Source organism: Mesocryomonas lacus (assembly GCF_055730135.2).
The window spans coordinates 285647-311923 of record NZ_JBUZWE020000003.1 but is presented as its reverse complement, the minus strand read 5'-3'; the positions used below and the strand labels follow the sequence as shown (position 1 = coordinate 311923).

General features: G+C 66.8%; 25 protein-coding genes and 1 tRNA gene. 12 read left to right on the top strand and 14 right to left on the bottom strand.

The window, feature by feature from the left end; genetic code table 11:
* Nucleotides 1-46: 46 nt before the first annotated feature.
* The 3 genes from ACZLZY_RS06615 to ACZLZY_RS06605 form a co-directional block, all read right to left on the bottom strand.
* On the bottom strand, nucleotides 47-2674 hold the full coding sequence (locus ACZLZY_RS06615) for an HWE histidine kinase domain-containing protein (protein WP_472932865.1): 2628 nt from the start codon (nucleotides 2672-2674) through the stop codon (nucleotides 47-49).
* 520 nt (nucleotides 2675-3194) lie between these two features.
* Nucleotides 3195-3271, bottom strand: a tRNA-Ile gene (locus tag ACZLZY_RS06610).
* Between the two features lie 155 nt (nucleotides 3272-3426).
* Complete coding sequence (locus tag ACZLZY_RS06605; RefSeq protein WP_472932863.1) at nucleotides 3427-5346, bottom strand: methyl-accepting chemotaxis protein; 1920 nt, start codon at nucleotides 5344-5346, stop codon at nucleotides 3427-3429.
* 332 nt (nucleotides 5347-5678) lie between these two features.
* On the opposite strand from ACZLZY_RS06605, the gene ACZLZY_RS06600 reads away from it, so the two are divergent.
* Nucleotides 5679-6752: a type III polyketide synthase gene (locus ACZLZY_RS06600; RefSeq protein ID WP_472932861.1), complete on the top strand. Its 1074-nt coding sequence runs from the start codon at nucleotides 5679-5681 to the stop codon at nucleotides 6750-6752.
* Entirely contained in the window at nucleotides 6749-7504 is a 756-nt protein-coding gene (locus ACZLZY_RS06595) for a methyltransferase domain-containing protein (RefSeq protein WP_472932859.1), read from the top strand. The genes ACZLZY_RS06600 and ACZLZY_RS06595 overlap by 4 nt, the downstream gene beginning before the upstream one ends.
* Nucleotides 7505-7536: 32 nt before the next feature.
* Here the strand turns inward: ACZLZY_RS06595 and ACZLZY_RS06590 are convergent, their stop codons facing one another.
* From ACZLZY_RS06590 to ACZLZY_RS06580, 3 genes are read right to left on the bottom strand one after another with little or no spacing between them, the layout of a single operon-like run.
* The gene (locus ACZLZY_RS06590) at nucleotides 7537-8979 is read right to left on the bottom strand and encodes an ArnT family glycosyltransferase (RefSeq protein ID WP_472932857.1); all 1443 of its coding nucleotides are present in this window, start codon (nucleotides 8977-8979) and stop codon (nucleotides 7537-7539) included.
* The gene (locus ACZLZY_RS06585; RefSeq protein ID WP_472932855.1) at nucleotides 8976-9257 is read right to left on the bottom strand and encodes a lipid-A-disaccharide synthase N-terminal domain-containing protein; all 282 of its coding nucleotides are present in this window, start codon (nucleotides 9255-9257) and stop codon (nucleotides 8976-8978) included. Before ACZLZY_RS06585 ends, ACZLZY_RS06590 begins: the two co-directional genes overlap by 4 nt.
* Entirely contained in the window at nucleotides 9254-9988 is a 735-nt protein-coding gene (locus ACZLZY_RS06580) for a glycosyltransferase family 2 protein (RefSeq protein ID WP_472932853.1), read from the bottom strand. The genes ACZLZY_RS06585 and ACZLZY_RS06580 overlap by 4 nt, the downstream gene beginning before the upstream one ends.
* Nucleotides 9989-10335: 347 nt before the next feature.
* Here ACZLZY_RS06580 and ACZLZY_RS06575 point away from each other — a divergent pair, with 347 nt between their 5' ends.
* Nucleotides 10336-11001 (top strand): response regulator, encoded by a 666-nt coding sequence (locus ACZLZY_RS06575; protein ID WP_472932851.1) that lies wholly within the window; start codon nucleotides 10336-10338, stop codon nucleotides 10999-11001.
* Nucleotides 10998-12395, top strand: a complete 1398-nt coding sequence (locus ACZLZY_RS06570) for a sensor histidine kinase (RefSeq protein WP_472932849.1) — start codon at nucleotides 10998-11000, stop codon at nucleotides 12393-12395. The genes ACZLZY_RS06575 and ACZLZY_RS06570 overlap by 4 nt, the downstream gene beginning before the upstream one ends.
* A gap of 289 nt (nucleotides 12396-12684) precedes the next feature.
* Here the strand turns inward: ACZLZY_RS06570 and ACZLZY_RS06565 are convergent, their stop codons facing one another.
* Nucleotides 12685-13377, bottom strand: a complete 693-nt coding sequence (locus ACZLZY_RS06565) for a CHASE3 domain-containing protein (protein ID WP_472932847.1) — start codon at nucleotides 13375-13377, stop codon at nucleotides 12685-12687.
* Between the two features lie 172 nt (nucleotides 13378-13549).
* Between ACZLZY_RS06565 and ACZLZY_RS06560 the strand changes: the two genes are divergently transcribed.
* A complete protein-coding gene (locus tag ACZLZY_RS06560) occupies nucleotides 13550-14125 on the top strand; it encodes a hypothetical protein (protein WP_472932845.1) in 576 nt (191 codons plus the stop codon).
* Nucleotides 14126-14292: 167 nt separating this feature from the next.
* A complete protein-coding gene (locus ACZLZY_RS06555) occupies nucleotides 14293-14751 on the top strand; it encodes a hypothetical protein (RefSeq protein WP_472932843.1) in 459 nt (152 codons plus the stop codon).
* 111 nt (nucleotides 14752-14862) lie between these two features.
* On the opposite strand, the gene ACZLZY_RS06550 is transcribed toward ACZLZY_RS06555, so the two are convergent.
* A complete protein-coding gene (locus ACZLZY_RS06550; protein ID WP_472932841.1) occupies nucleotides 14863-15525 on the bottom strand; it encodes a helix-turn-helix domain-containing protein in 663 nt (220 codons plus the stop codon).
* A gap of 186 nt (nucleotides 15526-15711) precedes the next feature.
* Between ACZLZY_RS06550 and ACZLZY_RS06545 the strand changes: the two genes are divergently transcribed.
* Together ACZLZY_RS06545 and ACZLZY_RS06540 are read left to right on the top strand one after the other, a co-directional pair.
* On the top strand, nucleotides 15712-15999 hold the full coding sequence (locus ACZLZY_RS06545; RefSeq protein WP_472932839.1) for a hypothetical protein: 288 nt from the start codon (nucleotides 15712-15714) through the stop codon (nucleotides 15997-15999).
* Nucleotides 16000-16226: 227 nt separating this feature from the next.
* Complete coding sequence (locus tag ACZLZY_RS06540) at nucleotides 16227-16556, top strand: hypothetical protein (RefSeq protein ID WP_472932837.1); 330 nt, start codon at nucleotides 16227-16229, stop codon at nucleotides 16554-16556.
* Between the two features lie 100 nt (nucleotides 16557-16656).
* Here ACZLZY_RS06540 and ACZLZY_RS06535 read toward each other — a convergent pair whose 3' ends face one another.
* Complete coding sequence (locus ACZLZY_RS06535; RefSeq protein WP_472932835.1) at nucleotides 16657-16857, bottom strand: hypothetical protein; 201 nt, start codon at nucleotides 16855-16857, stop codon at nucleotides 16657-16659.
* A gap of 194 nt (nucleotides 16858-17051) precedes the next feature.
* Between ACZLZY_RS06535 and ACZLZY_RS06530 the strand changes: the two genes are divergently transcribed.
* Nucleotides 17052-17315, top strand: a complete 264-nt coding sequence (locus tag ACZLZY_RS06530; RefSeq protein ID WP_472932833.1) for a DUF2934 domain-containing protein — start codon at nucleotides 17052-17054, stop codon at nucleotides 17313-17315.
* 257 nt (nucleotides 17316-17572) lie between these two features.
* Here the strand turns inward: ACZLZY_RS06530 and ACZLZY_RS06525 are convergent, their stop codons facing one another.
* The 4 genes from ACZLZY_RS06525 to alr all read right to left on the bottom strand — a co-directional run bounded on the left by ACZLZY_RS06525 (nucleotide 17573) and on the right by alr (nucleotide 23395).
* Nucleotides 17573-18802: an MFS transporter gene (locus tag ACZLZY_RS06525; RefSeq protein WP_472932831.1), complete on the bottom strand. Its 1230-nt coding sequence runs from the start codon at nucleotides 18800-18802 to the stop codon at nucleotides 17573-17575.
* Nucleotides 18803-19026: 224 nt separating this feature from the next.
* Nucleotides 19027-20670 (bottom strand): flagellin N-terminal helical domain-containing protein, encoded by a 1644-nt coding sequence (locus ACZLZY_RS06520; protein WP_472932830.1) that lies wholly within the window; start codon nucleotides 20668-20670, stop codon nucleotides 19027-19029.
* A 301-nt stretch (nucleotides 20671-20971) separates the two neighbouring features.
* Complete coding sequence (locus ACZLZY_RS06515) at nucleotides 20972-22225, bottom strand: D-amino acid dehydrogenase (RefSeq protein WP_472932828.1); 1254 nt, start codon at nucleotides 22223-22225, stop codon at nucleotides 20972-20974.
* A 21-nt stretch (nucleotides 22226-22246) separates the two neighbouring features.
* Complete coding sequence (gene alr, locus ACZLZY_RS06510) at nucleotides 22247-23395, bottom strand: alanine racemase (RefSeq protein ID WP_472932827.1); 1149 nt, start codon at nucleotides 23393-23395, stop codon at nucleotides 22247-22249.
* Nucleotides 23396-23527: 132 nt separating this feature from the next.
* Between alr and ACZLZY_RS06505 the strand changes: the two genes are divergently transcribed.
* Nucleotides 23528-23986: an Lrp/AsnC family transcriptional regulator gene (locus ACZLZY_RS06505; RefSeq protein ID WP_472932826.1), complete on the top strand. Its 459-nt coding sequence runs from the start codon at nucleotides 23528-23530 to the stop codon at nucleotides 23984-23986.
* Between the two features lie 65 nt (nucleotides 23987-24051).
* On the opposite strand, the gene ACZLZY_RS06500 is transcribed toward ACZLZY_RS06505, so the two are convergent.
* Nucleotides 24052-24474, bottom strand: a complete 423-nt coding sequence (locus ACZLZY_RS06500; RefSeq protein ID WP_472932824.1) for a hypothetical protein — start codon at nucleotides 24472-24474, stop codon at nucleotides 24052-24054.
* 277 nt (nucleotides 24475-24751) lie between these two features.
* On the opposite strand from ACZLZY_RS06500, the gene ACZLZY_RS06495 reads away from it, so the two are divergent.
* Together ACZLZY_RS06495 and ACZLZY_RS06490 are read left to right on the top strand one after the other, a co-directional pair.
* The gene (locus ACZLZY_RS06495) at nucleotides 24752-25132 is read left to right on the top strand and encodes an RcnB family protein (RefSeq protein ID WP_472932823.1); all 381 of its coding nucleotides are present in this window, start codon (nucleotides 24752-24754) and stop codon (nucleotides 25130-25132) included.
* A gap of 206 nt (nucleotides 25133-25338) precedes the next feature.
* Complete coding sequence (locus ACZLZY_RS06490; protein ID WP_472932822.1) at nucleotides 25339-26244, top strand: DMT family transporter; 906 nt, start codon at nucleotides 25339-25341, stop codon at nucleotides 26242-26244.
* Nucleotides 26245-26277: the final 33 nt, after the last annotated feature.

Sequence of the window (26277 nt, the reverse complement as noted above, 5' to 3'; positions counted from 1 at the left end):
TGATAGGACGGTCGCATCCGTGATCAGGGGAAACTGCCGATCCTGTTTAGGATAGCGCCTCCTCGGTGCAAGGGCTCGAGGCAGCCTCGTCTGACGAGTTCGGCTTGTCCGGTCCCGCTGTCGCCCTCGAGGCTCCCTCCGCGATCGATGCCGACGTATAGGGCTTCTTGATAACGACGCGGTCGCGGTGGATCGCCGGCAGGTCAGCTGCATCGCCGTAACCGGTCGCGAACACGAAGGGGATTCCGGCCTCCCGCAACCGGTCGGCGACCGCAAAGCTCGTCTCGTCTCCCAGATTGACGTCGAGCACGGCAAAGCTTGGCGGATCAAGGGCAATGAGGCGCAGCGCCTCTCGCACGTCGTTCCCGATCTGCACCCGCTCGGCCCCGAGCGAATACAGCATCTCCTCTGCATCCATCGCGATGATCATGCTGTCCTCCAACAGCAGAACACAGCCGGAAAGACTGAACGCCTCCGGCGGGACGATCTCGACGATCTGGACGGGGGTCATCTCGGTTTCCGGCTGAACGAACTTCGAGGGAATGACGAAGCGCGCCCTTAGCCCGTGAAGCAAGTAGTCGACGGTCGCGTTGCCGTTGAGATCATGCGGTACGGAGCGCTCGATGATCGTCGTTCCGAAACCGCGTCTCGCCGGCGCCTGGACGGGCGGGCCGCCCGTCTCGCTCCAGTCGATCACGAGGTCGCCTTGGGGATCGACGTCCCAGTGGATGCCGACACCGCCGTTCCGATCGCACAGCGCGCCGTATTTCGCGGCATTGGTCACCATCTCGTGGATGACCAGAGCCATGGTGGCGAAGGCTTCTGGATGCAGCAGGACGCCGGGTCCTGTCGTCCGGACCCGGTGCGCATTGCCGTTGAGATAGGCGGCGGCCTCGGTGGCGATGAGGGTCTGCAGCGATCCCGGTCCCCAGTCGCTTTCGGTGATCTGGTCATGGGCGCGGGCCAGCGCCTGAACCCGGCCGCCGATGGTCGCCGCAAAACTCTCGACATTCGTCGCGCCGGATTTGCTCTGCGAAATTAGCCCCCGGATCAGGCCAAGAATGTTGCGGACGCGGTGGTTGAGTTCGGCGATCAGCAGGTCCTGGCGCTGCGTTGCCGCCTTTCGCTCGTTCTCGGCAAAGCCGGTGATGCGCAGCACGACTTCCAGCATTGTCACCCGCAGCGCGTCTGCGGCGCGCAGCTCGGGATCGGTCCAGGGCGCCGAATGGCCGCGCACGATCTCGCGCCAGGCCTCGAAGCTCTTGCGCGGCGTCAGCCTCATGCCGCCGGGGCCTGCCTCGACGGGCTTGGCCGGGTCTCCGGCCCAGATCACCGACTGGGCAATCTCGCGGCGGAAGAAGATCAGGTAGTCGCGCGGGTTGCGGGAGATCGGGATCGCTAGGACGCCCGCCGCGGTCTCCGCATAGGCCTCCGCGGGCGGGTGCACGAGGCCGAGCGAGTTGGCGGAAAAGATCTGGCTCGCCCCGGCCTGGTCGAGAAAGCGCGTCAAAGCGACGACCTCGTCGCCCGACGGTGTCAGGCCGACGAGGACCGTCTCGTCGCCCATGCGGATCGCCAGTCCGTCGCACGGCACGATCTCGCTGATCCGCTCGGACATCGCCGCAAGGTTTGCGGCGGTCGAGCCGTTTTCCGCGATCGCCGCCATCAGCCCCTCGTGCAGGCGCTGGGTGCGCTGCTCGTAGTCGGAAATCTCGTCGCGCTCGCGGTTCTCGATCAAGAGGGACAGGAACTGGGCGAACAGCTCGGCCGTGGTGCGGCGTTCGTAGCTGACGGCCCGTGCCGCCATATGGTGACAGGCGATGAGGCCCCAGAGCCGCCCGCGGCGCAGCAGCGAGATGGTAAGCGTCGCCTCGACGCCCATGTTCCTCAGGTATTCGACATGGATCGGGGAATGCGCGCGCAGTGTGCTCAAGGACAGGTCGAGCGGGGCGCCGGTCGCGCCCAGCCGGGGCAGGATCGCCGCCGGTTCTGCCGAGATGTCGGCGGCCACGCGAACCAGATTGCGCTCCATCAGCGCGCGGGCCTGCCGGGGGATGTCCGATGCCGGATAGCGCAGCCCGAGAAACGGCACGAGACCGGCGCGTATCCGCTCGGCCACCACCTCGCCGGAGCCGTCCGGATGGAAGCGGTAGATCATCACCCGGTCGTGCCCCGTCAGCGCCTTCACCTGCCGCGCCGCCTCGCCGAGAAGCTTGCCGAGGTCGGTGACGCCGTTCAGCCGACCGAGCATCGACTGCACCATGGCCGAGGGGTTCATCTCGCCCACGGCCTCGCTCGGCTCGGCCTCGATCACCACCTCGCCATTCGACATGTGGACCGCGATGTCGAACCGGTCGCCTTGCGGCAGCAAGGACACGCCGAAAGCGCGCTCGACGGAATCGTCGTGCCTGAATCGTGCCAGCCGGTTGCGCAAGGTATGGACGGCTTCCGGGTCGAACAGTTCGCGGAGCGACGAGCCCAAGAGCTGCTCGACGGGCAGACCTAGGAACTGCGGCGCATTGGCCGATACCCGCGAGATCAACCAGTCGGTAGAGACGGCAACCAGGAAGCCGGTTGGCTGGATGGCGCTGATGAGGTGGATGGGTTCGCGATCGCAGGCAGTAAGGTCGACCGACCCCATCTCCACGCTGGCTGTATTTTCTGTCACCTGCATGCCGCGTCTCCCGCGCCAACTCTGAAGGCACGCACATGTGGAATGAAGAGCCGCCCTACGGCTGGCGGCGCAGTATATGTCAGTTCATTGTCTGACGCCAGCCAGATTAAATTACTAAAGAATGCGAATAATTTTGAGATAAAATAGAGAACAGCCTAATATTATTTTGGCGAATTAATTCCTTTTGTGCCCATCTACATTCGATGTTTTTTAGCTTTGCGTTCAGTTCTTCTGAGGCAATCGCCTCACATCGGATGAGCCGGCCCACCCGGCCAAGACGTTCGATGCAAGCGCCGCGAAATTGGGGTCGGATCGTCGCGGCAGATGACCAGTCTCTGCCGGCGCTCCGGCGGATCGAGCGCTGCGACGACGCCCTGGAAAGAGCGCGCGCCGACACGTCTACGACAATGTCAAAGCCGAGGCTCTTGGCCAGCGTCATCCAGCCGGTACCAGATGACGTCGAGGGCAAAGGGCGTGCCGCCGCACCAGCGCCGCTCGCAACTTCGCTCGCTCTGAAAATTGGTAGGCCCGGAGGGACTCGAACCCCCAACCAAGCGGTTATGAGCCGCCGGCTCTAACCAATTGAGCTACAGGCCCGCCTTTCAGTGGCGTAGCGGAAAGTTCGGGCGGTCTCAAGGGGAGCCGGTGGGATCGAGGGTTTCCTGCACCTGCGGGAACGCGGTAGCTGGGAAGGTTGGGCTGGAGCGGACCGTGGTCCGCCCCAGGGTGAAATCAACGCCGGGCGTCGCCGTTCAGAACTCTGCCCATTCGTCCGTGCTATGCCTCTGAGCCGCGCCGCCTTGACCGACGGTGCGCAGCTGGGTCACGGGCCGGGCGACCGCAGGCCGCACTGCTGCGGCGGGGCGCAGGGCTTGCGTCACCCTGCCGCCGCCGCCGGCGGTCCGGAAGCGCTCGACGAGACCGGCCAGTTCCTCGGTCTCGCTGGTCAGGCTTTCCGCGGCGGCCGTGGTCTCCTCGACCATCGCGGCGTTCTGCTGGGTCACCTTGTCCATCTGGTCGGCGGCGACCGAGACCTCGCGCAGGCTGACGGCCTGCTCGGCGGCGCGCACCGCGATCTGCGAGACGAGATCGTTCATCCGCACCACCTGTTCCATGATTTCCGACAGCAACTCGCCCGAGGTCGTGACGAGGGAGACGCCCTGGACGACCTGGCCTTTCGAGGTCGAGATCAGTTCCTTGATCTGCTTTGCCGCCTCGGCCGATCTCTGGGCAAGGCCGCGCACTTCCTGCGCCACCACCGCAAAGCCGCGGCCTGCCTCGCCGGCCCGGGCCGCCTCGACCCCGGCGTTGAGCGCGAGGAGGTTGGTCTGGAAGGCGATCTCGTCGATGACGCCGATGATCTTGCCGATCTCGTCGGAGGACTTCTGGATGTCGGTCATGGCGATGACGGCGCGGCCGACGACGTCGCTGCCCCGTTCGGCGGTCTTCTGCGTCGTTTCGGCGGCGGCCTGCGCATGGCGGGCGCCGGCAGCCGTCTCGTTGATGGTGCCGGTGACTTCGCTGAGCGCGGCGACCGTCTCCTCGAGGCTCGCGGCTTGCTGTTCGGTGCGGGTCGCGAGGTCGTTCGAGGCGACGGAGATCTCGTGCAGGCCGGTGCGGATCGTGCCGGACGCCCTGACCACCGCGCCGATCGTCTGGTCGAGCGTCTCGACGGTGCCGTTGAACTTCTCGCGGATCGGCTCGAATTCGGGTGCGACGGCTTTGGTCATCCGGGCGGTCAGGTCGCCGGAGGACAGCGCGGCAAAGCCCTGGTCGATGTCGAGGACGAAAGCCTTCAGCTCGTCGGTCCGCGCCTGGTCGGCCAAGGCCCGCCGGTCGCGCTCGGCGTCTGCCTCGGCGCGCTGCGTCTCGGTCTGTGCCGCGAGCGCCCGGCGCTCGGTTTCGGCGGTGCGGAACACCGTCAGCGCATTCGTCATCGCGCCGATCTCGTCGTCCCGGCCGGTCGCGGGGATTTCGGCCTCGAGCCGTCCGCCGGCGAGTGCGCGCATCGCAGACGTCACGGCCACCAGCGGCGCGATGACCCGGCGGCGGAGGGCGAGCACGCCGAGAAGCAGCACGGTCAGCGCCAGCGCGACCGAGCCCAGCTGCCAAAGGGTGGCGCCGAAAGCGCGGGCCCGCGAACCGTCCTCCAGCGTTCCGTTCAGCTGCACCGCCGCTGCGACGAGCGCGTCGATGCCCTTGCGGTGCTCGGCGTAGAGCCCTTGCAGGTCGGCATAAATCTTCTGCTCGGCCGCCGCGTTCCCGCTGCGCGCTGCCGGTAGGTAGGCGGTGTCGAGCATCGACCAGAATTGCTGGGCCGGGCGGCCCGCTTCTTCAAGCGCAGCCTTGATGTCGGCGGGAAGCGCCGAGTTCCGCCAGTGGGCGAGTCTCTCGTCATAGGCTGTCTTCAGTCGGGCGAGTTCTGCCTGGGTCGCGTCGACAGAGGTCGCGCCCTCATGGCTAAGGGCGAGGTCGAGATAGGCTTCGATCAGGAAGGCCGGCGGCGGCATGATGTCGGCGAGCAGATCCTTGCCGTCGACCACCTGTTCGTAGACGGGCCCACCGACCTTCAGTTCGTTCAGCTGATAGGCGCCGATCGTGCCGGCGACGCCGATGCCCAGACTTACCACCAGAAAAAATGCGTAAAGTGTCTGCCCGACCCGTAATGCCATTTTGCCACCGCCATAAAGGAAAAGGGCGATCAGCCGCCCCGTTGGCCAGAGCCAGTAGCCCCCTATTCATAAGGCCGACTTAAAAGAATCCGGAAGATATTCAGTGAGTGGCAAACGAAAGCGTGATGGAACTAAGGCGCTTTACTACCGGGAGATGGGTATGTGCCTCCGTTGATTGCGCCGTCGGTTCTGCGCCGCGTGCCCGTCGCCCGGCGATGCCCCAAAACGCCTGGTGGACGCTGCTATACATATCGGTAACTTAGCGATTGGCATGCGACCGGGCGTCATCTCCAACGTTTGGGCCCTGCAGACTCATTCGGATCGAGACGCCTTTGCAAACCGCCTATCTGAACCGGACGGCGACCGCCGTTCCCGCGCATGAAGTCCATCGCTATTTCCTCGATTTCGCCACCGCGCAGCTCGACGGCGATCCGCGACGGCAAGCCGTGTTCCGGCGCATGGCCGACAAGGGCGGCATCGAGCACCGCTATTCCTGCCTCATTCCGACCGACGATCCGCAAGGCCCGTCGGTCGATGCGGAAGGCGTCTATGCCCGCGGCAGCTTCCCGGGCACCGGGCGGCGCATGGACCTCTTCGAGCAGCATGCGCCGGCGTTGGCGCAGCAGGCGGTGGAGAAGTTGCTGCCGGCCTCGGAGCGCGCCGGCATCACCCACCTCGTCGTCACCAGCTGCACCGGTTTCTCAGCGCCGGGCATCGATCTCGAGATCGTCGCGCGCTGCGGCCTCAGCGCTTCCGTCGAGCGGACGATGATCGGCTTCATGGGCTGCTACGCCGCGATCAACGCCTTGAAGGTAGCGCGCCACATCGTCCGGTCTGAACCTGCCGCCCGCGTGCTCGTCGTCAACATCGAGCTCTGCACGCTGCATCTCAAAGAGACCACGGATCTCGAGCGTCTCCTGTCCTTCTGCCTCTGGGGCGACGGTTGCGCGGCCTCGCTTGTCAGCGCCGACCCCGCGGGTTTCCGGCTCGACAGTTTCCGGGCGCTTCTCGCGGCTGAAAGCCGCGACCTGATGACGTGGAGCGTGCGCGACGACGGCTTCGACATGGTGCTGTCGGGCCAGGTTCCGACGGCGATCCAGCGCACGCTCGGCGATCAGCGCGCCGAGGTCATCGGCGATGTCCCGACGGACGAGATCAATCTCTGGGCCGTGCATCCCGGCGGGCGCTCCGTGCTGGATGCGGTGGAGCGCGCCCTCGATCTGCCGGCTACCGCGCTCGACCCCTCCCGCAACGTGCTGCGCGACAACGGCAACATGTCGTCGGCGACTGTAATGTTCGTGCTGGAGAAGATGCTGGCGAGCGCGTCCGCCGGCAGCAAGGGATGCGGCATGGCTTTCGGGCCGGGCCTGACCGCCGAGACGATGCTGTTCGAGGCGGTCGGATGAGCGGGGAAAAGAAGGGTCTCGCGACGCGGCAGGTGGAGGACGAGATCCTCGATCATCTCGCCGAGAACGATCCGCGCGCCATCGCCTCGCGCGGCGACCTTCGCCGGGTGAATATCCTGATGGGCCAGCCCGGCATCACCGCCGGCCTCCTTCGGGCCAATGTGCAGCAGCCGCCGAAACGGCTGCTGGAGATCGGCTCCGGCGATGGCACGTTCATGCTGCGGGTCGCGCGCAAGCTCGCGCGCGACTGGCCGGGCGTCGAGGTGACGCTGCTCGACCGTCAGGACCTCGTCGCCGAGGCGTGCCACGGCGGCTTTGAAGCGCTCGGCTGGCGCCTGAAGGTCGTCACCGCCGACATTTTTGAATGGCTCGACCGTCCGCGCGGCGACGGCGCCGAGGGCGGACCCTTCGACGCCATCTCGACCAACCTGTTCCTGCATCATTTTGAGGATGCGCCGCTCTCCCGACTGCTGCACGGGCTGGCACGGCGGGCGCCAGTCTTCGTCGCCACCGAACCGTTGCGTGCGCGGTTTCCGCTTCTCGCCTCGAGCATGCTGCGGGTCGTCGGCGCCAACGACGTGACGCGCAACGACGCGCCGGCGAGCGTCCGCGCCGGTTTTCGCGGGCGGGAGATTTCGGCGCTCTGGCCGACAGCGCCCGCCGTTCGGCTCGAGGAACGCCGACGGGGCCTGTTCACGCATGTCTTCACCGTCAGCCCGGGCGGCGAAGACGAGGCGCGGCCCGTTCGCTGACGGTTGCGGATTTTAAAGGAACGCGGGCGCGATCAGTTCTCGGTCGTGTCCGGCAGGACGGAGAAGGGCGCCCCGGCCGTAACGATCGTCAGGCGTCCGTCGCGGTAGGGGATCGCCATCACTTCGCCGTCCGCCGGCTGGCTCATATGCCGGTTATAATTGATGAGGAAGCCGCCGGGATGGGCGGCGCGCCAGCCGGGCGCGGCGGCGCGGTCGACCACCTCTATCGGCCTGTGCAGGCGCGCGAGATAGCCGAACTCGCCGGAATAGGTGCCGCTGTAGCCAAAACTCGCCTCCGGCCTGTCGGCAATGAAGGCGGCGACGGGCGACAGGTCGAATTTCGGGAAGAACAGGCTGGCGGCGACCCCTTGCGCGACGAGGAGCACGGCGGCGGTGATCACGGCACCGCGGCGGATATCCTTCAGCGGGGCATTGGCCATGGCGTAGGCGAGGGCGATCGCCACCAGCGGCAGCAGCGGCACGAGATAATGCGGCTGCTTGCCCGAGATCAGGCTGAAGGTGGCGACGACGCCGAGCGACCAGACGAGCAGCAGCCGCAGCGCCCGGATGTCCCGGTCGCCGCTTGCGAGGTGTTTGCGAAGAGTGCGTCGCGCCGCGGCAAAACCTCGCCAGAAATCCGGCAGGAGCATCCAGGGGATGCCGAGCAAAGGCAGCAGCAGAAGGTAGAAGTAGAACGGCCGCGGGTGCGACTGCTCCATGTTGCCGGAGATGCGCCCGGCCGACTGCTCCCAGATCAGCGCGTAGGCGAAGGATCCGTCGGTCTCCACCAGCGCCGGCACGAGCCAGACGGCGACGGGGATCAGGCCTGCGAGGACGGCAAGTCCCGCCCCGCGCAGGAAGGCGCCCGTCGGCAAGATTTCCCGGTCCGATCGCCAGAAGGCGTAGAAGCCGACCGGCCAAGCCAGATGGATCAGCACCACCGGTCCCTTCGCCAGCACCCCGAGCCCGATGAACAGGCCAGCGAGGATGGCGTAGCGCAGGCCTTGCCCCCGCGCGAAGGCGAGGAAAGCGAGAACGGCAGCAAGGATGCAGCAGGTGAGGAGGAGGTCGAAGAGGATCAGGCCGGAATAGATGAGGAAGGGTGCGCTTCCCAGCATCAGCCAGGGCAGGCGCGCGGCAATGTCTGCCCGGTCTGGGAACAGCGCACGGCCGAGCCGCCAGGTAAGGTGCATTGCCAGCGACGCGATGGTGAACATCACCGCCGCCACCGCCGGCCGCCCGACGCCGAACAGCGCCCAGGCGGCATTGATCAGCCAGAACAGCAGCGGCGGCTTGTGATGGTAGGGCGCGAAGTTGAGGCTGGGGACGAACCAGTCCCTCGACAGGAACATCTCCCACGAGACCGTGAGATAGCGCGTCTCGTCCGGCGGCAGGATCGGCCGGAAGGCGAGCGAGGCGAGGCAGAACAGGAAGAGGACGGCGTAGGGCAGAAAGCGGTCGGTCTTCGTCGTCACGCGGCGTCGCCCGCCATCGCGCTCGGCTTGCGCCCGAAGGAGAGGTTGCGCCCGTAGATCAGGAGGCCGAGCGCCTGGCCGAGGGTGAAGACGAAGTCGCGTTGGTGGATGGCGTAGACCAGCAGCGTCGTGCCGCCGAGCAGGCTGAAATACCAGAAGGCCCGCGGCACGACGCTGATGCGCTGCCGCTCGGAGGCGATCCACTGCACCAGGAAGCGCATGAAGAAGAGGCTCTGGCCGAGAAGGCCGATGCCGAGCCAGAGATGCTCCTTGGTCATAGCGGGCTGCCCTTGCCGATTTCGGTCGAGGAATAGTCGAGCGGAAGGCCGCGCTGGATCAGCCAGGCGCTGCCGAGGAGGTCGACCGCCCCGACGAAGGCACGGTTGCGGAAGCCGTATTTCGAGACGCCGCGGGCGCGCGGGCGGTGCGACACGTCGACATGGCGCAGTTCGACGCCGTTGCGCATCAGCATGGGCGGCAGGAAGCGGTGCATGTGGTCGAAATAGGGAAGCGCCAGATAGTCGGCGCGGCGGATCAGCTTCAGGCTGCACCCGGTGTCGCGGGTGTTGTCATGGAGGATCGCGCGGCGCAGCCGGTTGGCGAGCTTGGACGAAATGCGCTTGCTCCAGACGTCGCGCCGTCCGACCCGCTGGCCGAGGACAGCGGCGGCGGCCGGAAGGTTTCCCTGGAACGTGCGCAGCAGCTTGGCGATATCCTGCGGATCGTTCTGGCCATCGGCGTCCATGAACACCAGAAGCTCGGTGGTCGCCGCCCGCGCGCCGCTGAGGAAGGCGGCCGACTGGCCCATCCGTCGCCCGTGCCGGATGATGCGGAGGTGAGGGCAGCGCGCCTGCTGCTGCCGCAGAATATCCACGGTGGCATCGGTACTGCCGTCGTCGACGTAGATGATCTCGGTGATCGGAACGTTCTCTGCCGCCGCGAGGATCTCCGTCACCAGGCTCTCGATGTTCTCGGCCTCGTCGAACGCGGGAACGATGATGGAGAGCATGCGCATCCTTGCCGATAACGAGCCTGTCCGGTGTCGTCACGCAAGGGAGCGGCGCCGTGGCCGAGGCTCTACTGCGTTGGGCTCCGCAGGACGTTGCTGGAACTATACGAATGCGTAATTCCGGTGCCATGCGGCCGATCGCCTCTCGGCGCCGCCGACTGTCAGGCGAACGGACCATGTCTGCTGAAGGTGGTGAAGGCGGTTGCTTCAGACCGCAAGCAACCGAGTCAGTCCCGTCTCGTTCAGTTTCGGTTCAACCGCCGGGCCTAGTAAGCGCCTTTGGTTCTACAGCATTGCGGCTGGTTTCACCCGCTGACCACAGCTTTCAACCCCAAGGCGCGTCTCTCATGAAGGTCCTCCTCGTCGAAGACGACGCCTCGCTGGCGGAAAAGCTCGCCGACATGCTGCGGCGCGAGGATTTTGCCGTCGACATCGCCGGCAATGGTGAGGACGGGCAGCATCTCGGCGAGACCGGCGCCTATGACGTGGCGGTGCTCGATCTCGGCCTGCCGCTGGTGCCGGGGATCGCGGTGCTGAAGGAATGGCGAAAGCGGGGACGCCGTCATCCGGTGCTGATCCTCACCGCCCGCGACGGCTGGTCGGAAAAGGTCGAGGGGTTCAAGGCGGGCGCCGACGACTATCTGATGAAGCCATTCCGCAACGAGGAACTGGTGATGCGCCTGCGCGCGCTGGTGCGGCGGGCGAACGGCCATGCCGAGACCCGGATCGAATGCGGCCCGCTCGGTTTCGATGCCCAGCTCGGCAGCTTCGACCTCGACGGTCTGCCGCTGCGGCTGACCGGCCTCGAATGGCGAGTCCTGTCGTGTCTGGCGCTGCGCAAGGGCCACGTCGTCTCGCGGCCGGACCTCATGGAACGGGTCTATGACGGCGATGCCGAGGTCGATTCCAACTCTGTCGAGGTCATCGTCGCGCGGCTGCGGCGCAAGATCGGCGCCGACCTCATCGAGACCGTCCGCGGCCACGGCTATCGCCTGGCCGAGCCCACGGCATGAGGCTGCGGCTGCCCTCCTCGCTGTCCGGGCGCCTGCTGGCGGTGGCGGGTGTTTCGACGCTCGGCGCCATCGCGCTCGTCAGCCTGGTGATGGGCATTCTCCTGTCACGCTTCGTCGTCGGCCAGATCGACCAGCGACTGGATGCGCAGGCCTTCGCCATCGCCGCCGCCCTGCGGGCAAGCGACGGCACGCCGACGGGGGCCGGCGCGATGCTGCCGCGCTTCGACGCGCCGCCCTTCGATCGGCCACGGTCGGGATGGACCTGGCGCGTCGAGGGGCCGCGTGGGCCGATCGCCGATTCCAGCCGGATCGACCGCGAGGCGGTTTTGGATTTTCGCCCTCTCGACGGGCCGGCCCCGCCGCCGCCGCCGCTGGACGACGTGGACAATGACGCAAACGCGCGGCCTCACGGACCAGACCGGGCGGACCGCCTTCCTCCGCTCCATGTCAGGAGCTTTTCCGTCACCATCGCCGGCGAGGAACTGACCATCGTGGTGACGGCACCGATGCGGGCGATCTACGATCCGCTGCGCGACGCGCTGCTGCCATTGCTCGCCTCGATGCTCTTCCTCGGTCTCGTCCTTCTGTTGGCGACCGTCGTGCAGGTCCGCACCGGCCTTGCGCCGCTCGAGCGTCTGCGCCGGTCGCTGGAAGATGTGCGCTCCGGCCGGCGGGCGCACGTCCCGTCAGCGCAGCCGCGCGAGGTGGCACCGCTGGCGGCCGAGCTGAACCGGCTGATCGACGATGGCGCCGAAAGCCTCACCCGCGCGCGCCGGCACGTCGCCAATCTGGCACATGGGCTGAAGACGCCTTTGGCCGAACTCGCGATGACGCTTCGCACGCCCGGGCGCGATCCCGGCGGCGAGGCCAGCGCGCTCGTCGAGGCGATGGACCAGCGGATCCGTCATCATCTCGCCCGGGCCCGTGTCGCCGCCATCGGCGGTGCCGCACGCGCCGCGACGCCGGTCGGCGCGCATGTCGGGGACCTCGTCGACGTGCTGCAGCGTATCCACGCGGAACGCCGGCTGGCGATCGAGACGGCAATCCCGCCGTCGGCCGTCGCCGCCGTCGAGCCACAGGATCTCGACGAGATGCTGGGCAACCTCCTCGACAATGCCTGCAAATGGGCAAGCGCATCTGTCTCGGTCCGTTGCGAAGCCGCGGGGCCGCTTATCGCCATCCTTGTCGAAGACGACGGCCCGGGCCTTGAGCCCGACGAGATGCCCGAGGCGCTGCGCCCGGGGCGGCGGCTCGACGAGCTGACGCCCGGCCACGGTTTCGGCTTGCCGATCACCCGCGAGCTGGCAGAGCTCTACGGCGGCGCGCTGACGGTCGGCCGCGCGAAGCTCGGCGGTTTCTCGGCGAGTCTCGCACTCCCGGGCACCTTGGGGTGACGCATTCGCGCATCTCGCGCTTCAGCGGGCTTTCGCTACTCCATCCTGTTCGGCATCGACATCAGCCCCAACCTCTCGGTCACCGGATCGCTGAAGACCATGCTTTGGCTGGCCGCGCTCTGCCGCGAAGGGCTGACCGTCGGTGCCTGGCGCTTGCTGAATCTCGGTGCCCTCATCATGTCGCTGGCGCTGATCCTCGCTCGCGCCGCGGTCAGCCTGCAGCCTTGGTCGCGGCCGGTTTGGAAAGGCTCCATGCGGGTGCGGCCGGGAAATGCAAACCCCGTGCCGACTATACCCCGTCGAGCGGCTCGGTGCGGACGTCGAGACCCTTGCGGGTGAGGTACATTTCGACTGCGGCACGGGTCAGGAACGAGCCGATCGCGATCAGGATCGCTACCCAGCGGACGCGATTCTCGTCCGTCTCGACATTGGCGTCGCGCACCTTCAGCAGCGCCTTCTCGCTCTCGGTCAGCAGGCCGATCTCGTGGCGGATCCGGTCCATCGTCGCGCGTTCCATCATCTGGATCTCGCGCGCCCTGGCGCTCTCGAAGCCTTCGCTGTCGTGCAAGGCGATCGAGTCCTGCAACTCCGCGAGCTTGGTGTCGATCAGAACCCCCAGGCGGTCCAGCCGGGCGCCTTGGTCGGTGTTGTCGGAAACCTGGCGCGCGAGTGTCGCCCGCATGCCGGTCAGGCGCTCCAGCGCCTTGTCGTAGGGATCGAGGTAGCGCCGGTCGCCGCTGAGGAGATAGCCGCGCTGTCCCGTCTCGGCGTCGTCGAGTCCGATCAGGACGTCCTTGGTGGTCTCGATCACCTCGTGGGTGTGGACGACGAGATCCCGCTGGTCGTTCAGCAGGCGGTGCGTCCAGCCCGTCGCGACGATGCCGGTGACGAGGACCACGCTAATCGGGATCAGGCGAAGGAGGGTCGGAACCGACAGATAACGCTGTCTGACGCGCCCCCAGAGTTCCTTTATGCCGGTCATGTCCTTCGAGATCTACCGTTCACCAGTCTACGCCGGGGCCGTATCGCCCGCAAAGGCCCCGCCCGCAAGACGCGCTGTCGGAGCGGGCTGAACCGAAACTGAACGGGCCGGTTCAGGCTGCCGTGGGCAGGGGGTCGCTAGAAAGGGTCATCGCAATCACAGAGGTGACGACATGACCGACCAAGACCAGCCCTCCACCCCGCAGACCCCTGCCGGCACCCACAACGGCACGACTGCTGCCGGCACGAAGGCGACCGCAAAGCGCTCCCGCCTGGCCGGCTCCCGCTCGCGCAATGCGCTTCTCGGCGTGAGTGCCCTCGTTCTCCTCGCCGTCGGTGCGGCCGGCGGTGCCGCTGCCTGGAGCGCAGTGCGCGGCCAGGAGGCATCCTTTGACACCGCTCTCGCCCCGACCGCCATCGCCGCGCTCACCGATACTTCCGCCGTCGGCATCGAGGGCAAGGTCGCCGAGATCTACGGCAACAAGTTCGTCATCACCGACGGCGCCGCCCGCGCTTTGGTCGAGACCGGTCCGGCCGGCGAGGGCGCCAAACTCGTCGAGGTCGGCGAGAACATCACGGTGCAGGGCCGCTTCGACGACGGGTCGCTGCATGCCTATGCCATCCGCCATGCCGACCAGCGCATCGACGAACTGACTCCGCCGCCGCGTGGCCCGGGCCATGGCCCCGGTCACAAGCATGGCCCGCGTGATCCTGCGCCCCTCGAGGGCGGCCCCATCGAGGACAACTGAGCCAGCGGCCGGTTTTCCTCCCAAGAGGTTCGACGGAACGGCGGCCGCAAGGCCGTCACCCGGACGGACAAAGACGAGAATTTTTTCCGCAATCGTTCCGGAACTGTGACGGCCGATCGGCTCTTCTCCAATCCGGAATTCATTCTCTTAAAGGCTTAAAACTAATGATGAAACAAGCCCTGCTTGCTACCGCTTTCGCGGTCGGCCTGACCTCGCTCGCGGCCGCCCAGCCGGCGCCGCCCCCGGCTCCCGGCGGCGCGATTGCGCCGATGGACCAGGCTGCCCCGCCGCCGCCTCCCGGTGGCGAAATGGCACCGATGCCGGGCGACATGCCCCCGCTGCCTCCCGGCAAGGGCCCACGTCCCGACGGTCGCCGCGGACCGCCTGCGCCGCCGCCGATGATGAAGGGTATCGACATCCGCATGGGCCGCGATACCGGCATCCGGATCGAGTGCGGCGACGAGGCGCTGCGCGCTTGCCTCGACGCGGCCAAGCCGATCCTCGACAAGCTCCCGAACCTCACGATGCCCCCCGCACCGCCAGCTCCGATGGCCCCGGCAGGCGGGATGGCGCCACCGGCCCCGCCGGTGCCGGGCACTGAGGACGGCACCACGCTGACACCCTGACCCCGGTCTAATCTGATGGATCCCGGCGGCTGCAAAGCCGCCGGGATTTTTTTTGTGTTTTCGGCGCCGCTCAATTCGAGCTTTGCCGAATGGGTGTGTCATCGGGCGCGGCTAGGTCTGTTCGCGGCTGTAGACGATGATCGACAAGTAGGTCGACGGCAGCTCGATCAGCTTCTCCGGTCCATGCAGGGACGCGGAGTCGAAGAGCATGGCGTCGCCCGGTGAAAGTTCATAGGTCCGCTCGCCGTGCCGGTAATCGACCCGTCCGGTCAGCATGAAGATGAACTCGGTGCCCGCATGCTGGAAGTTGGTGTAGGGCATCGCATCTTCGTGCAACTCGATGAGATAGGGCTCGACCACCACATCGGTGCGCAGCCCGTGTCCGAGCAGGCGATAGACATGCCCGGCTTTGGTGCCGCGGCGATCGATGACGACGCCTTGGTCCGCCTTGACGTAGGAGCAGTCGCGCTGCTCCTCGAACTCGGCGAACAGCGTCGACATCTGCACCGCGAGCGCCGAGGCGATCGACTGCAGCGTCGAGAGCGATGGCGAAATCTGGCCGTTCTCGATCTTCGACAGCATGCCGCTGGAGATGCCGGCGGTCGCCGACAGGTCGGCGATCGACAGGTCCTTCTGCCGGCGCAGTCGCCGGACATGGGCGCCGAGTGCCCGCTCGAGGTTGCGGTGCTCGGTGCGCGGCGCGTTCGATCCGGTGGCAAGGTCCGCTTCGCCCGCTTCTCCGGTCTGGCCGGCCGCTGTGGTCTCGTCGATCATTCCGTCTCGCTTGTTGGTTCAGGTCCAGTTCCGCGCAAGGATGGAGACCGGCGCCGCCGGACGCAACCACAGCACGGAGGGCGGCTTCCGCATCGGCGCTTGCTTCCCGCGGTGTGCCGGCCCATTTGAGGCCCTCCGACGGCCGTTCGTGGCCGCACCCGACAAGCCTCTTCCGGAAAGATCGCCATGTCCGCCAGCGAGACCGCCCTCAAGTTCATGGCCGGCGCCATCATGAAGCTGCAGAGCCAGGCGCAGGCGCAGGATCTTCTCCTGAAAGCGCTCTATGCCGAGCGCGCGACACAGCGGGAAATCTTTCCCGTCGAGGCGGAGGAGGAGGTGATTGCCCTTGCCACCTCGATCGAGCGGGCGCCGCGCGCGGGCTATGAGGGAGAGGAACGGCATCTCGCCGACGTTCAGGCTGCGCTGCGGCTGTTCGCCGATGGTCTTCGCGTCCGGCTGGAGGAACAGCGCTAGGCGCTATTTCTCCCGACGGAGGGACGCGAGCCCTCTATCTCTGTCGATCCTGCAGCGTCTCTTGCCGATCCAGCCGAGGGTCACGATTGCCGCAACGCTTTGGCGCCCCGTGGCCGGCTGACCCCAGAACAGTGGGCGACAGCCTCGGGTCCGGCGCGGTCCGGTCTCAATGCTCGGCGGAACCTTAGCAAACCCGGCGTGTTCTTCGGCATCATTGGGAGGATTGCATGCGTATATCATTCAAGTCTGTCGCGATGGCCGTTGCCATCGTCACCGCTGGCTTCACCGCCGCCCCCGCGACGGCGCAGGGCTTCTCGCAGTCGGATGTCGTGATGGTCCGAGACGGTTACCGCGGCGATCGGGCCGAGCGTCGTCATCACCGCGCCGAGCGCAGATATCATCGCGCGGAGCGCCGGCATCACCGCGCCGAGCGCCGCTATTATCGCGATAGGTACTATGATGGCCGTCGGCACAGCCGATATTCGCGTTATGATCGCGAGCGTCGTTACGACCGTCGCCATCACCGCGGCAATGGGGTCGTGATCCGCCTGAACTAAACTTGCTCCGGCCCGTCGACCGGCTGTGACTCTGAACGACAAAAGCCCGCTTCGCGCGGGCTTTTGTTTGCCTCGGCGGAGGAGGCCGGGGCGAATGAGCTCAGAGGCTAGGATAGAACTTTGACAGCGCCGCGCGCTTCCGACCATCGGCTGCAGCCTGCACGGAAAGCGCGAAGCGGCCCTCCGGATCATCTTTCCAGCGCGCGATCTGATTGGGTTCGACAGCCAAGATCATGTCGTTATAGGCGATCTCGCCCGTCTTCTCGGTAAAGCCGATGTCATTCCAGCGGATGGTGGGCATGGGGGATCTCTCCTTCTGCTTGTTGATCCGGGCGCGCATTTGGCGATCGCATCGGGCGCTTTCATGGCAAGGTTACCCCGCCTAAACAGTCGATGGTCCGAATATTATCCACTGAGCACGCCGGCATGCGAGGATCGAAGGGCGTGCTCAAACGTTATCGGCCGACCTGAACTCTGCAAGCGTGGGAATTTGATATGTCTCCTGTCGACAACGACGCCGCCGTTCGCGATCGCGCCTATATTCTTTGGGAACTCGCCGGTCGCCCCATGGGCCGAGAGCACGAGTTCTGGGCGCAGGCGTCGCGTGAAATCGAGGGGACGCCGCCGGCCTCGCCGGAACCAGTTAGCGGCAAACGCGTGAAAGTCGGGCCGGAGGATGAGAGCCGCGAGAGTCAACTGGGCGGCGCGAGTGCGGCCGAGATGGACAAGGTCGACGGCGTCCGCAGCGCCAAAAGCTGAATTCTTGGGTGGATTTATAGAAGGGCCGGCCTCGCGCCCAGAGCGATTTCTGCGAGGACAGCCTTGCGCAAGCCAACGGGCCTATCCATCTAATGGTGGTGCACGGCATCCCGGGAAACCGGTCGAATGCGCCGAGATCTTCTAGCCTCAAGCCGACCACGGATGTACTGGCGAGTTTGGAGTTGAGGGTCGCACATTCTCGAAAGAGACGCGGAGCCGCCGGAGACATCTCCAGGCGGCTTTTTCGTGCGCCGACGTCAGGGTGACAGCTTCGCCAGCGGCATGACCCGGGCGAGATGGAGCGAGACGGCCAGCGCGCCGGCCGCCGACATCCCGGCAACCGCGACGACGCCGCCCCAGCCATAGGTATTCCACGCAAAGCCGCCGAGCGTGCCGATGATGCTCGAGCCGAGGTAGTAGCCGAGGAGGTAGAGTGCCGCGGCCTGCGCTCGCCCGGTGCGCGCCCGCCGGCCGACCCAGCTGCTGGCCACCGAATGCGCCCCGAAGAAGCCGAAGGTCGCGACCGCGAGGCCGATGATGATCCAGGGCAGCGGTTCGGCGCAGGTGATGGCGATGCCGAGGAGCAGCACCACCACCATCAGCCAGAGCACCTTGCGCCGCCCGAGCCGCCCCGCCAGCGCGCCGATCCAGGTCGAGCTCGCCGTGCCGATGAGGTAGATCACGAAGATCGCCGAGATCGCGCTGTGGCTGAGGGCGTAGGGCGGCGCGACCAGGCGGAAGCCAGCGTAATTATAGAGCGTCACGAAGGCGCCCATGATCAGGAAGGCCTCGGCGAACAGCCAGGGCAAGGCCGAATCCTTGAACTGCACCGTGATCAGCTGCGCGAAGGTTCTTGGGCCAAAGCGGTTCTTGACGGAATGGCGGGGGGCCGGCAGCAGCAGCCAGAAGGCGACGGTGCTGGCGATGACGAAGACTGACAGTGCCGTCAGCGCCACCCGCCAGGAGGTGTGGTCCGCCAGAATGCCGACGAACAGCCGGCCCGCCATCCCGCCAAGGGCGTTGCCGCCGATATAGAGCCCCATGCTGAAGCCGAGCGCCTCCGGCTCCATCTCCTCCGACAGATAGACCATCGCCACCGCCGGCACGCCGCCGAGTGCAAAGCCGGTGAACAGCCGGCCGGCGATCACCAGCGACCAGTCCGGCGCCGCGGCCGTGAGCAGGCCAAGGAGGGCCGCGGCCACCAGCGAGGCCGCCATCAGGATCTTGCGGCCGAAACGGTCGGCGACCCAGCTCGCGAGGAGCAGCGCCACGGCCAGCGCCGCCGTCGTCACCGAGAGCGACAGCGAGCTCGCACCGGCGCTGAGCCCGAACTCCTCGCTGAACAGCGGCAGCAGCGGCTGGACCGAGTAGAGCAAAGCGAAGACCGACATGGCCCCGAGGAAGAGCGCGATGTTGGCCTTCCAGAAAGCCGGCGTGCTACGGGCGATGCGGGGGAGGGCGATGCGGGGGAGGGTGCTATCCGACATGGACCTTCCGGGATGAATCTCCCGGGCCGCCGCCTCGAGCGTGGCGGCAGGCCTTCGAGCGGAAGCGGCAAGGGAAGCATTGCGTCGTACCGCTGCTGTGAGCGTTCCCGGCCGACTTGTCGAGGCCCGGGCTGCTGCGAACCACTGCCCGGACCGCAAACGAAAACACCCCCCGGCCGCGTGAGCGGTCGGGAGGTGCGGTCTCAGAGCCTTTCGCGCAGGGATTAGCTGCGGAAGAGCGCCAGGATGTTCTGGGTCGAGGAGTTGGCGATCGACAGCGCCTGGATGCCCAGCTGCTGCTTGGTCTGCAGGGCCTGCAGCTTCGTCGACTCTTCCGACAGGTCGGCGTCGATGAGGCCCGAAACGCCCTTGTCGATGGTGTCCATCAGGGTGTCGACGAAGGTATTCTGCAGCGTGACGCGCGCCGAGACGGCACCGAGGGTCGAGGCGGCCGTGGTGACCGACATCGCGGCGTCGTTGACGACGTTGAGGTACTTAGCGAGATCGACGTCGGTGGCGTTGGTGACGTCGAGGTTCAGGATGCTGGTGCCCTTGTTCGGGGTCACCGAGCTGATGCGGATGTCCGAGTTGGCACCCAGAACCGTGCTGGTCAGGCGGATGTTGCTACCGGCGACGTCGGCGGTCAGCGTCGTGAAGCCAGCGCCCTGAATGGCCTTGTTCAGAACCGAAGCATATTCAGAAGCGGTGGTGATCCGGCCGGCGGAAGCAGTGCCGAGGGCGGACGTGATGGTGTCGCGGTTGACCGTGATGGTCTTGGACGCGGCGCCGTTCAGCTCGAGCTGGAAGGTGAGCGAGTCATTATTGTCGAGGACGATCGGCGTCGTGCCGAAGGAACCGGACATGGTCGTGGTCGCGGCTGTCGCCGTGCCGACGACACCGGTGTTCGTCGCAACGCCAGCAAGGGTCGAAAGAGTCGCGCCCGTGCCGGTGAAAGTTGCGGCGGTGACGTCGACGATCGACGTTGCACCGGTGGTGGCGCTCTTGATCGTCAGGAAACCGCCGACATCGCTCGCCGTACCGGCAGAGCCGAGACGCTGGTTGATCTCGTTGGCGAGTTCGCCGATCGTGTCGAACCTGTTGGAGTCGGTGATCGTGAACGCGAAGTTCGAGCTGTCGACGCTGATCGTCAGAGCCAAGGTCTCAGCCGTCTTGTCGAAACCGGCGCCCGAGCCAGCGGTGTAGGCAAAAGCCACGGCCTGGGTCGACGTGCCGTTCGTGGCTGTGCCGGAAACCTTCGCCGACATCGAGGCCAGACCGCCGACGAGCGAGTTGCCGACCTTGCCGGCGTCGAGGATGCCCTCGGCATTGGCCGAGCCGTCGATCAGCGCGAACGAGCTGGTGTCGACGTCGATGGTGCCGATGGAGAAGTTGCCGGCGAGGTCGCGGTTGATCGAGGACACGACGGTCTTCTGCGCGGTGTAGCCGGAGACGCCGGAATTGACCGACAGCCAGTTTTCGCCGGAGAAGCTCGACGAGGTCGCGATCGACTTCAGCTGGTTCTGCAGCTGAGTGATTTCCGACTGGATGGCAACGCGGTCGACGCCGTCCTGGGTGGCGGCGGTGAGCTTCGACTTGATCTCGTTGACGACTTCGAGGGTCTTGTTGAGGCCCTGGTAGGCGACGTCGACGGTGGCGCCGCCGAGGTTCAGTGCGTCCTTGACGGTCGAGAGCGACTTGTTGTCGGACTTCAGGGTGGTCGAGATCGACCAGTAGGCTGCGCTGTCCTTGGCTTCGCCGATTTTCAGGCCTGTGGCGACGCGGTTCTGCGACGTCTCGAGGGCGCTGTTGGTCTGCTGCAGGGTACGGAGAGCGGTGGTGGCGGCAACGTTAAAATTGATCGAGGTCATAGGTTTAGTCCCGTAAGGAGATACGTGGGACATGACGGCGAACCGTCTGAAACATCGGCTTCATGCCTGCGCCGCCGGGGTCTCCGGTCGTTGCGCTGCTTCACGTAGGAAGCTAACGATCAAATTTGAATAATCTGCTAATGAAAGTTGCCGCGCAGCAATTGGCCTCTTTTGACTTGCATATTTGCGCTGTGCATCGCACGGCAGGTCACGTCAGATCTCGCGCTAAAGGAGCGTTGCCGCCAAGGCGACGAGAGCGATCTGTCCGTCGTCCCGTATGGCCAGAGGGGGGCCGTGCGCGTCAGCCGTAGCGCGACAGGTCGAGATCGTCGGTCTGGATGTCCGGCTTCTTCTGCGAGACGATGTCCGACAGCACCCGTGCCGAGCCGCAGGCCATGGTCCAGCCGAGCGTGCCGTGGCCGGTGTTGAGGAAGAGGTTCTCCACCGGCGAGCGGCCGATCACCGGGGTGCCGTCCGGCGTCATCGGCCGCATGCCCGTCCAGAAGGTCGCAGCCTCGACATTCCCCGCGGTCGGGAAGAAGTCGGTCAGCGACTGCACCAGCGTCGCCTTGCGCGCCGGCGAGAGCGCCGAGTTGAAGCCCGACAGCTCTGCCGTGCCGCCGACGCGGATCCGGTCGCCGAGCCGGGTGATCGCCACCTTGAAGGTCTCGTCCATGATGGTGGAGACCGGCGCCGTCGCGGCATCGGCGATCGGCACGGTGATCGAATAGCCCTTCACGGGATAGACCGGCGGCGCGAAGCCGAGCGCCCGCGTCAGCAGCGGCGAATAGCTGCCGAGCGCCAGGACGTAGGTGTCAGCCGTCATCATGCCCTTGTCGGTGCGCACCCCCGTCACGCTGCCGCCGGACGCCTCGATCGCCTCGATCGAGGTGTTAAACCGGAAGGTGACGCCGAGCCGCTCGCACTCGGCGGCGAGGCGCTGGGTGAAAATGTGGCAGTCGCCGGTCTCGTCGTTCGGCAGGCGCAACCCGCCGGCAACGAGGGAGCGCACGCCCGCAAGGCCCGGCTCTGCGGCAATGCAGCCGTCGGCGTCGAGCACCTCGTAGGGCACGCCGTAGTCCCGGAGCACGGCGATGTCGCCGGCGGTGCCGTCCACCTGCTTCTGCGTGCGGAACAGCTGCAGCGTGCCGCGTGTGCGCTCGTCATAGGCGATGCCGGTCTCGGCCCGTACCGCGATCAGCCGGTCGCGGCTGTATTCGGCGACGCGCACCATGCGCCCCTTGTTCACCGCATAGCGCTCCGCCGTGCAGTTGCGCAGCATCTGCGCCATCCAGAGCCACATCTTCGGGTCGGGATTGGCCCGCAGCACCAGCGGCGCGTGGCGCATGAACAGCCATTTCAGCGCCTTCATCGGCACGCCCGGCCCGGCCCAGGGCGAGGCGTAGCCGGGCGAGATCTCGCCGGCATTGGCAAAGCTCGTTTCCAGCGCCGGCGCCGGTTGCCGATCGACGACGGTGACCTCGTGCCCGGCTTTCGCGAGTTCGTAGGCGGAGGTCACGCCGATGACGCCGGCACCGAGGATCAGGACTTGCATGGCAGGCGCTCCGGGAAAGGATCAGGCGGTGATGCGGTGGAAGCGGTGTCCGAGGCGGGTGAGGATCTCGTAGCCGATGGTGCCGGCGGCCTCGGCCACGTCGTCGGCGCTCTGATGTTCGCCGATCAGTTCGACGAAGTCACCCGGCACCGGCGGCGCGTTCCCAGTGGCGGCGAGGTCAACGACGAAACTGTCCATCGACACCCGCCCGACGATCGGCAGGCGCGCATCGCCCCAGAACGCCGCGCCGACATCGCCGAGGTGCCGCGGCCAGCCATCGGCATAGCCGACCGCGATCGTCGCGAGCCGCATCGGTCTCGTTGCATGAAAGGCGTAGCCGTAGCCGACATGGCGGCCGGCCTCGATCTCCCGGACCTGCGCGACCCGGCCGGAGAGCGCGACCGTCGGGCGAAGGCGCGGGGAGGCGGGGCCGGTGCTGATCCCGTAGAGCGCCGCGCCCGGCCGGCAGAGGTCGAGGTGGAATTCGTCGCCGAGGAAGATGCCGGCGGAGTTGGCGAGCGAGGCCGGGGCCGCCGGCAGCAGCGCCCGGGCGGCATCGAAGGCGGCCAGCTGCTCGCGGCTGGCGGCATGGTCCGGCTGGTCGGCGCAGGCGAGGTGGCTCATCACCAGTTGCAGGTCGACCGCCGCGAGCAGGCCGGGCTCGGCGGCAAGACGCGTGACCTCGTCGAAGGACAGGCCGAGACGCGACATCCCGCTGTCCAGCTGCAGCGCCATCGGCAGGCGCTGGCCTGTGCGCCGGCTGAGGGCGGCCCAGGCGGCGACCTGGCCGAAATGGTTGGCGACGGGGATGATGCCGGCGGCTGCGCAAGCCTCCTCCGCCCCGGGCATCAGCCCGTTGAGGACAAAAATCCGCGTCGGCAGCGGCAGGATCTGCCGCACTGCCAGCGCCTCGTTCAGCTGCGCCACGAAGAAGTCGCGGCAACCGGCCTCGACGAGAGCGGGCACGACGACATCGATGCCGAGACCATAGGCGTCCGCCTTCACCACGCCGGCACAGCGACCCGCACCGACCTTGGCCTCGAGACGCCGAAAATTCTCCGCCACCGCATCGGCATCGACGCGCAAAACGCCGCCCGCGGTGCGACAATCCTCACCGCTTCCGGCAAGGCTCCCGGCCGTTTCGGCAAGAGCTTGGTCGTCGACGGCCATCGCGCACTCCTGGATGAATTCCAGCACCTACGCTATTGGCTCCATCCTGGCATTTCACGCCGAACTATCGCAGGTTCTGCCAATCTTGGCGCCTGGTTGGCAATTAGTACCACCTGTTTGGAGAATGCTGCCATGGCCATCGTTGACGAAGCGGACCGCCGGATCCTCGACCAGCTGAGCGTAGATGGGCGGATGACCAATGCGAAGCTTGCCGAGGCCGTTGGCCTGTCGCCCTCGACCTGCCTGCGCCGGCTGCGTGCGCTGGAAAACAGCGGCGTCATCCGCGGCTATACCGCGTTGATCGATCTGCCGGGTCCCGAGGACGCCACCGTGATCATCATCCAGATCACGCTGGAGCGGCAGACCGAGGAGTTTCTGCGCAAGTTCGAGGCGGCCGTGCGCAAATGCGGCGAGATCCTCGAATGCTACCTGATGACCGGGTCCGCGGACTATCTGCTGAAGGTCGAGGCGCGCAGCCTCGGCCACTACGAGCGCATCCATACCGACGTGCTCTCGCGGCTGCCGGGCGTGTCGCGCATCCAGTCCAACTTCACCATCCGCAAGGTCGGCATCTCGCGCCGCCCTGGCTGAGGAAAGGCTTGCCGTTCTGTCACGGCCGGCGAGGGGCAATTCTCCTCGCCTGTGCGCCGCTGCCGTCAACCGTTGCTGTTGGCGAAAGGCGCGCCGCCGGCGATGAGATGGCGCAGCTGTTCGGCAGCGGTGCGCAGCGCGCGCGCCTGTTCGAGCGTCAGCCCGGCCGGATCGCGTTCGATCTGCGCGATGGCGACGTCGACGGCGGCGATCATCACGTCGATGCTGTCGTTGAGCGGCTTGGCCCGGAGGATGCGGGCCAGTTCCTGCAGGCGCTGGCGCATCTTCTCGAGGTCCAGCTTCTCCGGATTGTCCCAGACCAGCTTGATCGCCGACATCGGCGGGCTGTCCGGGCTGAAGATCGCGACCACCTCGTCGTTCGACAGGCGTGGCAGCGACGGGACCGGCGCAGGCGGCGGCGCCTCGAGAATCTCCCACGCACCCTTGCGGCCGACGCCGACCAAGGTCGAGCCTGGCTTGCTGGTCATGGTCCCCCTCGCATGGATGCCCTTCGAAAGCACAACCTTCGCGCGACACCATTGCCTGAAACTGTCCTGCCGGCTCCGCGAGGCTCGCTTTCGCAGCATCGGCGAGCCCGCAGTGAGCCGCCCCCGGCAACCACAGCGCGACTCCACCGCACTCGTCAGCAAAACTTACGATATCTTAATGTCATCCTCACCCCGCGTTCATCTCCTGAGGTCCATGGTCCCCTCATCGAAACAGCAGCGCCGGGCTTTTCCGGCGCTCCCACAGGAACCACCTCCCATGAAGAAATCGCTCATCGTCGCCCTTGCCCTCTCCTTCTTTGCCGCGCCGGTGCTGACCGCAGTCGAGGCCTCCGCCCAGAGCCGCCAGCAGGTTCAGGAACTGCGCCAGGACAAGCGCGAGCTGCGTGAGGACCGGCGCGACGTCCGCGACAGCAAGCGTGAGGTTCGTCAGAGCCGCAAGGAAGTCCGCGAGTCGCGTCGCCCGGCCTGGATGAAGCAGGGAGGCCGTTACCAGCGCGGCGGCACCCGCGTCAGCGACTACAAGCGCTACGGCCTGCGCGCGCCGGGCCGCAACCAGCGCTGGGTGAAGGTCGACAACACCTACATCCTCGTCGGCATCACCAGCGGCGTCATCGCCAGCATCATCGCCGGCCGGTAAAGCCGCCGCAACGACCCGCGGGCCGCCGTCATCAGAGGATGACGGCGGCCTTTTTCATGCGCCCGCCTCAACCGCGGCGAGAAGACCCCTTCTCCTGCCGGTATCGGAATGGCATCTCTCTGAACGCTGGTCGTGAGGCCCGCCGAATCGGACGCAAGGGGTCGGACATGCCCGGCTCCCCCGCCGAAGGGTGCAGGGAGCCTTGCTTGACCGCCGCCATACAAGACGACCCCGCCCGCCGTCTCGGCGGGATTGGCTACTGCGCCCTCGGCTACAGCCTGTTCTCGGTGCAGGACGTGCTGGTGAAGCTCCTCGTCACCACCTATGCCGTGCCGCAGGTGCTGTTCTTCCGCAGCCTCATCATCATCGCCATGGCGCTCGCCATCGGCGGCCGGTCCGGTCTCCGCGCCGTCGCCCACAGCCCCAACAAGCGCGCCCTCGCGGTCCGGGCCGGGCTGATGCTGGTCGCCTGGCTGTGCTTCTATTCCGCCGCCCGCGATCTCGGTCTTGCCCAGCTCACCACGATCTACTTCGCCGCGCCGATCGTCGTCGTGGTGCTCTCGGTGCTGATCCTCAAGGAAAAGGTGACGCTGGTCCGCTGGGTCTGCGTCATCGCCGGTTTCGGTGGCGTGGTCCTAGCGGCCGATCCGGGCGGCGATCTCGTGCTCTACCCCGCGCTGTCAGCGCTGTTCGCCGCTTGCTGCTGGGCGCTCAGCGTCATCCTGGTGCGGATGATCAGCCGCACCGAGTCGACCACCAACCAGATGGTCGTCAGCAACATCCTGTTCGTCCTCGCGACCCTCGCCATGCTGCCCTTCGTCTGGGTCACGCCGGGCGCAGCGGATCTCGCCATGCTGGCAGGGCTCGGGCTCGCCGGCGGGCTCGGCCAGTATTTCCTGTACGAGGGTTTCCGGTTCGCGCCGGCCTCGGCGGTGGCCCCGGTCGAGTATACCGGCCTCGTCTGGGCCTTCCTCTACGGCTATCTCGTCTGGGCCGACGTGCCGACGCTGCAGGTGGTGGCGGGCGCGCTGGTCATCGTCGCCTCCAGCCTCGTGCTGATCTGGCGCGAGCACGCCGATTCCCGGCGGGCTCCTGCCATGGCCGCCGATTGATGGGGCCGGAAGGCCGCCGGCAGCCTTCGCCGC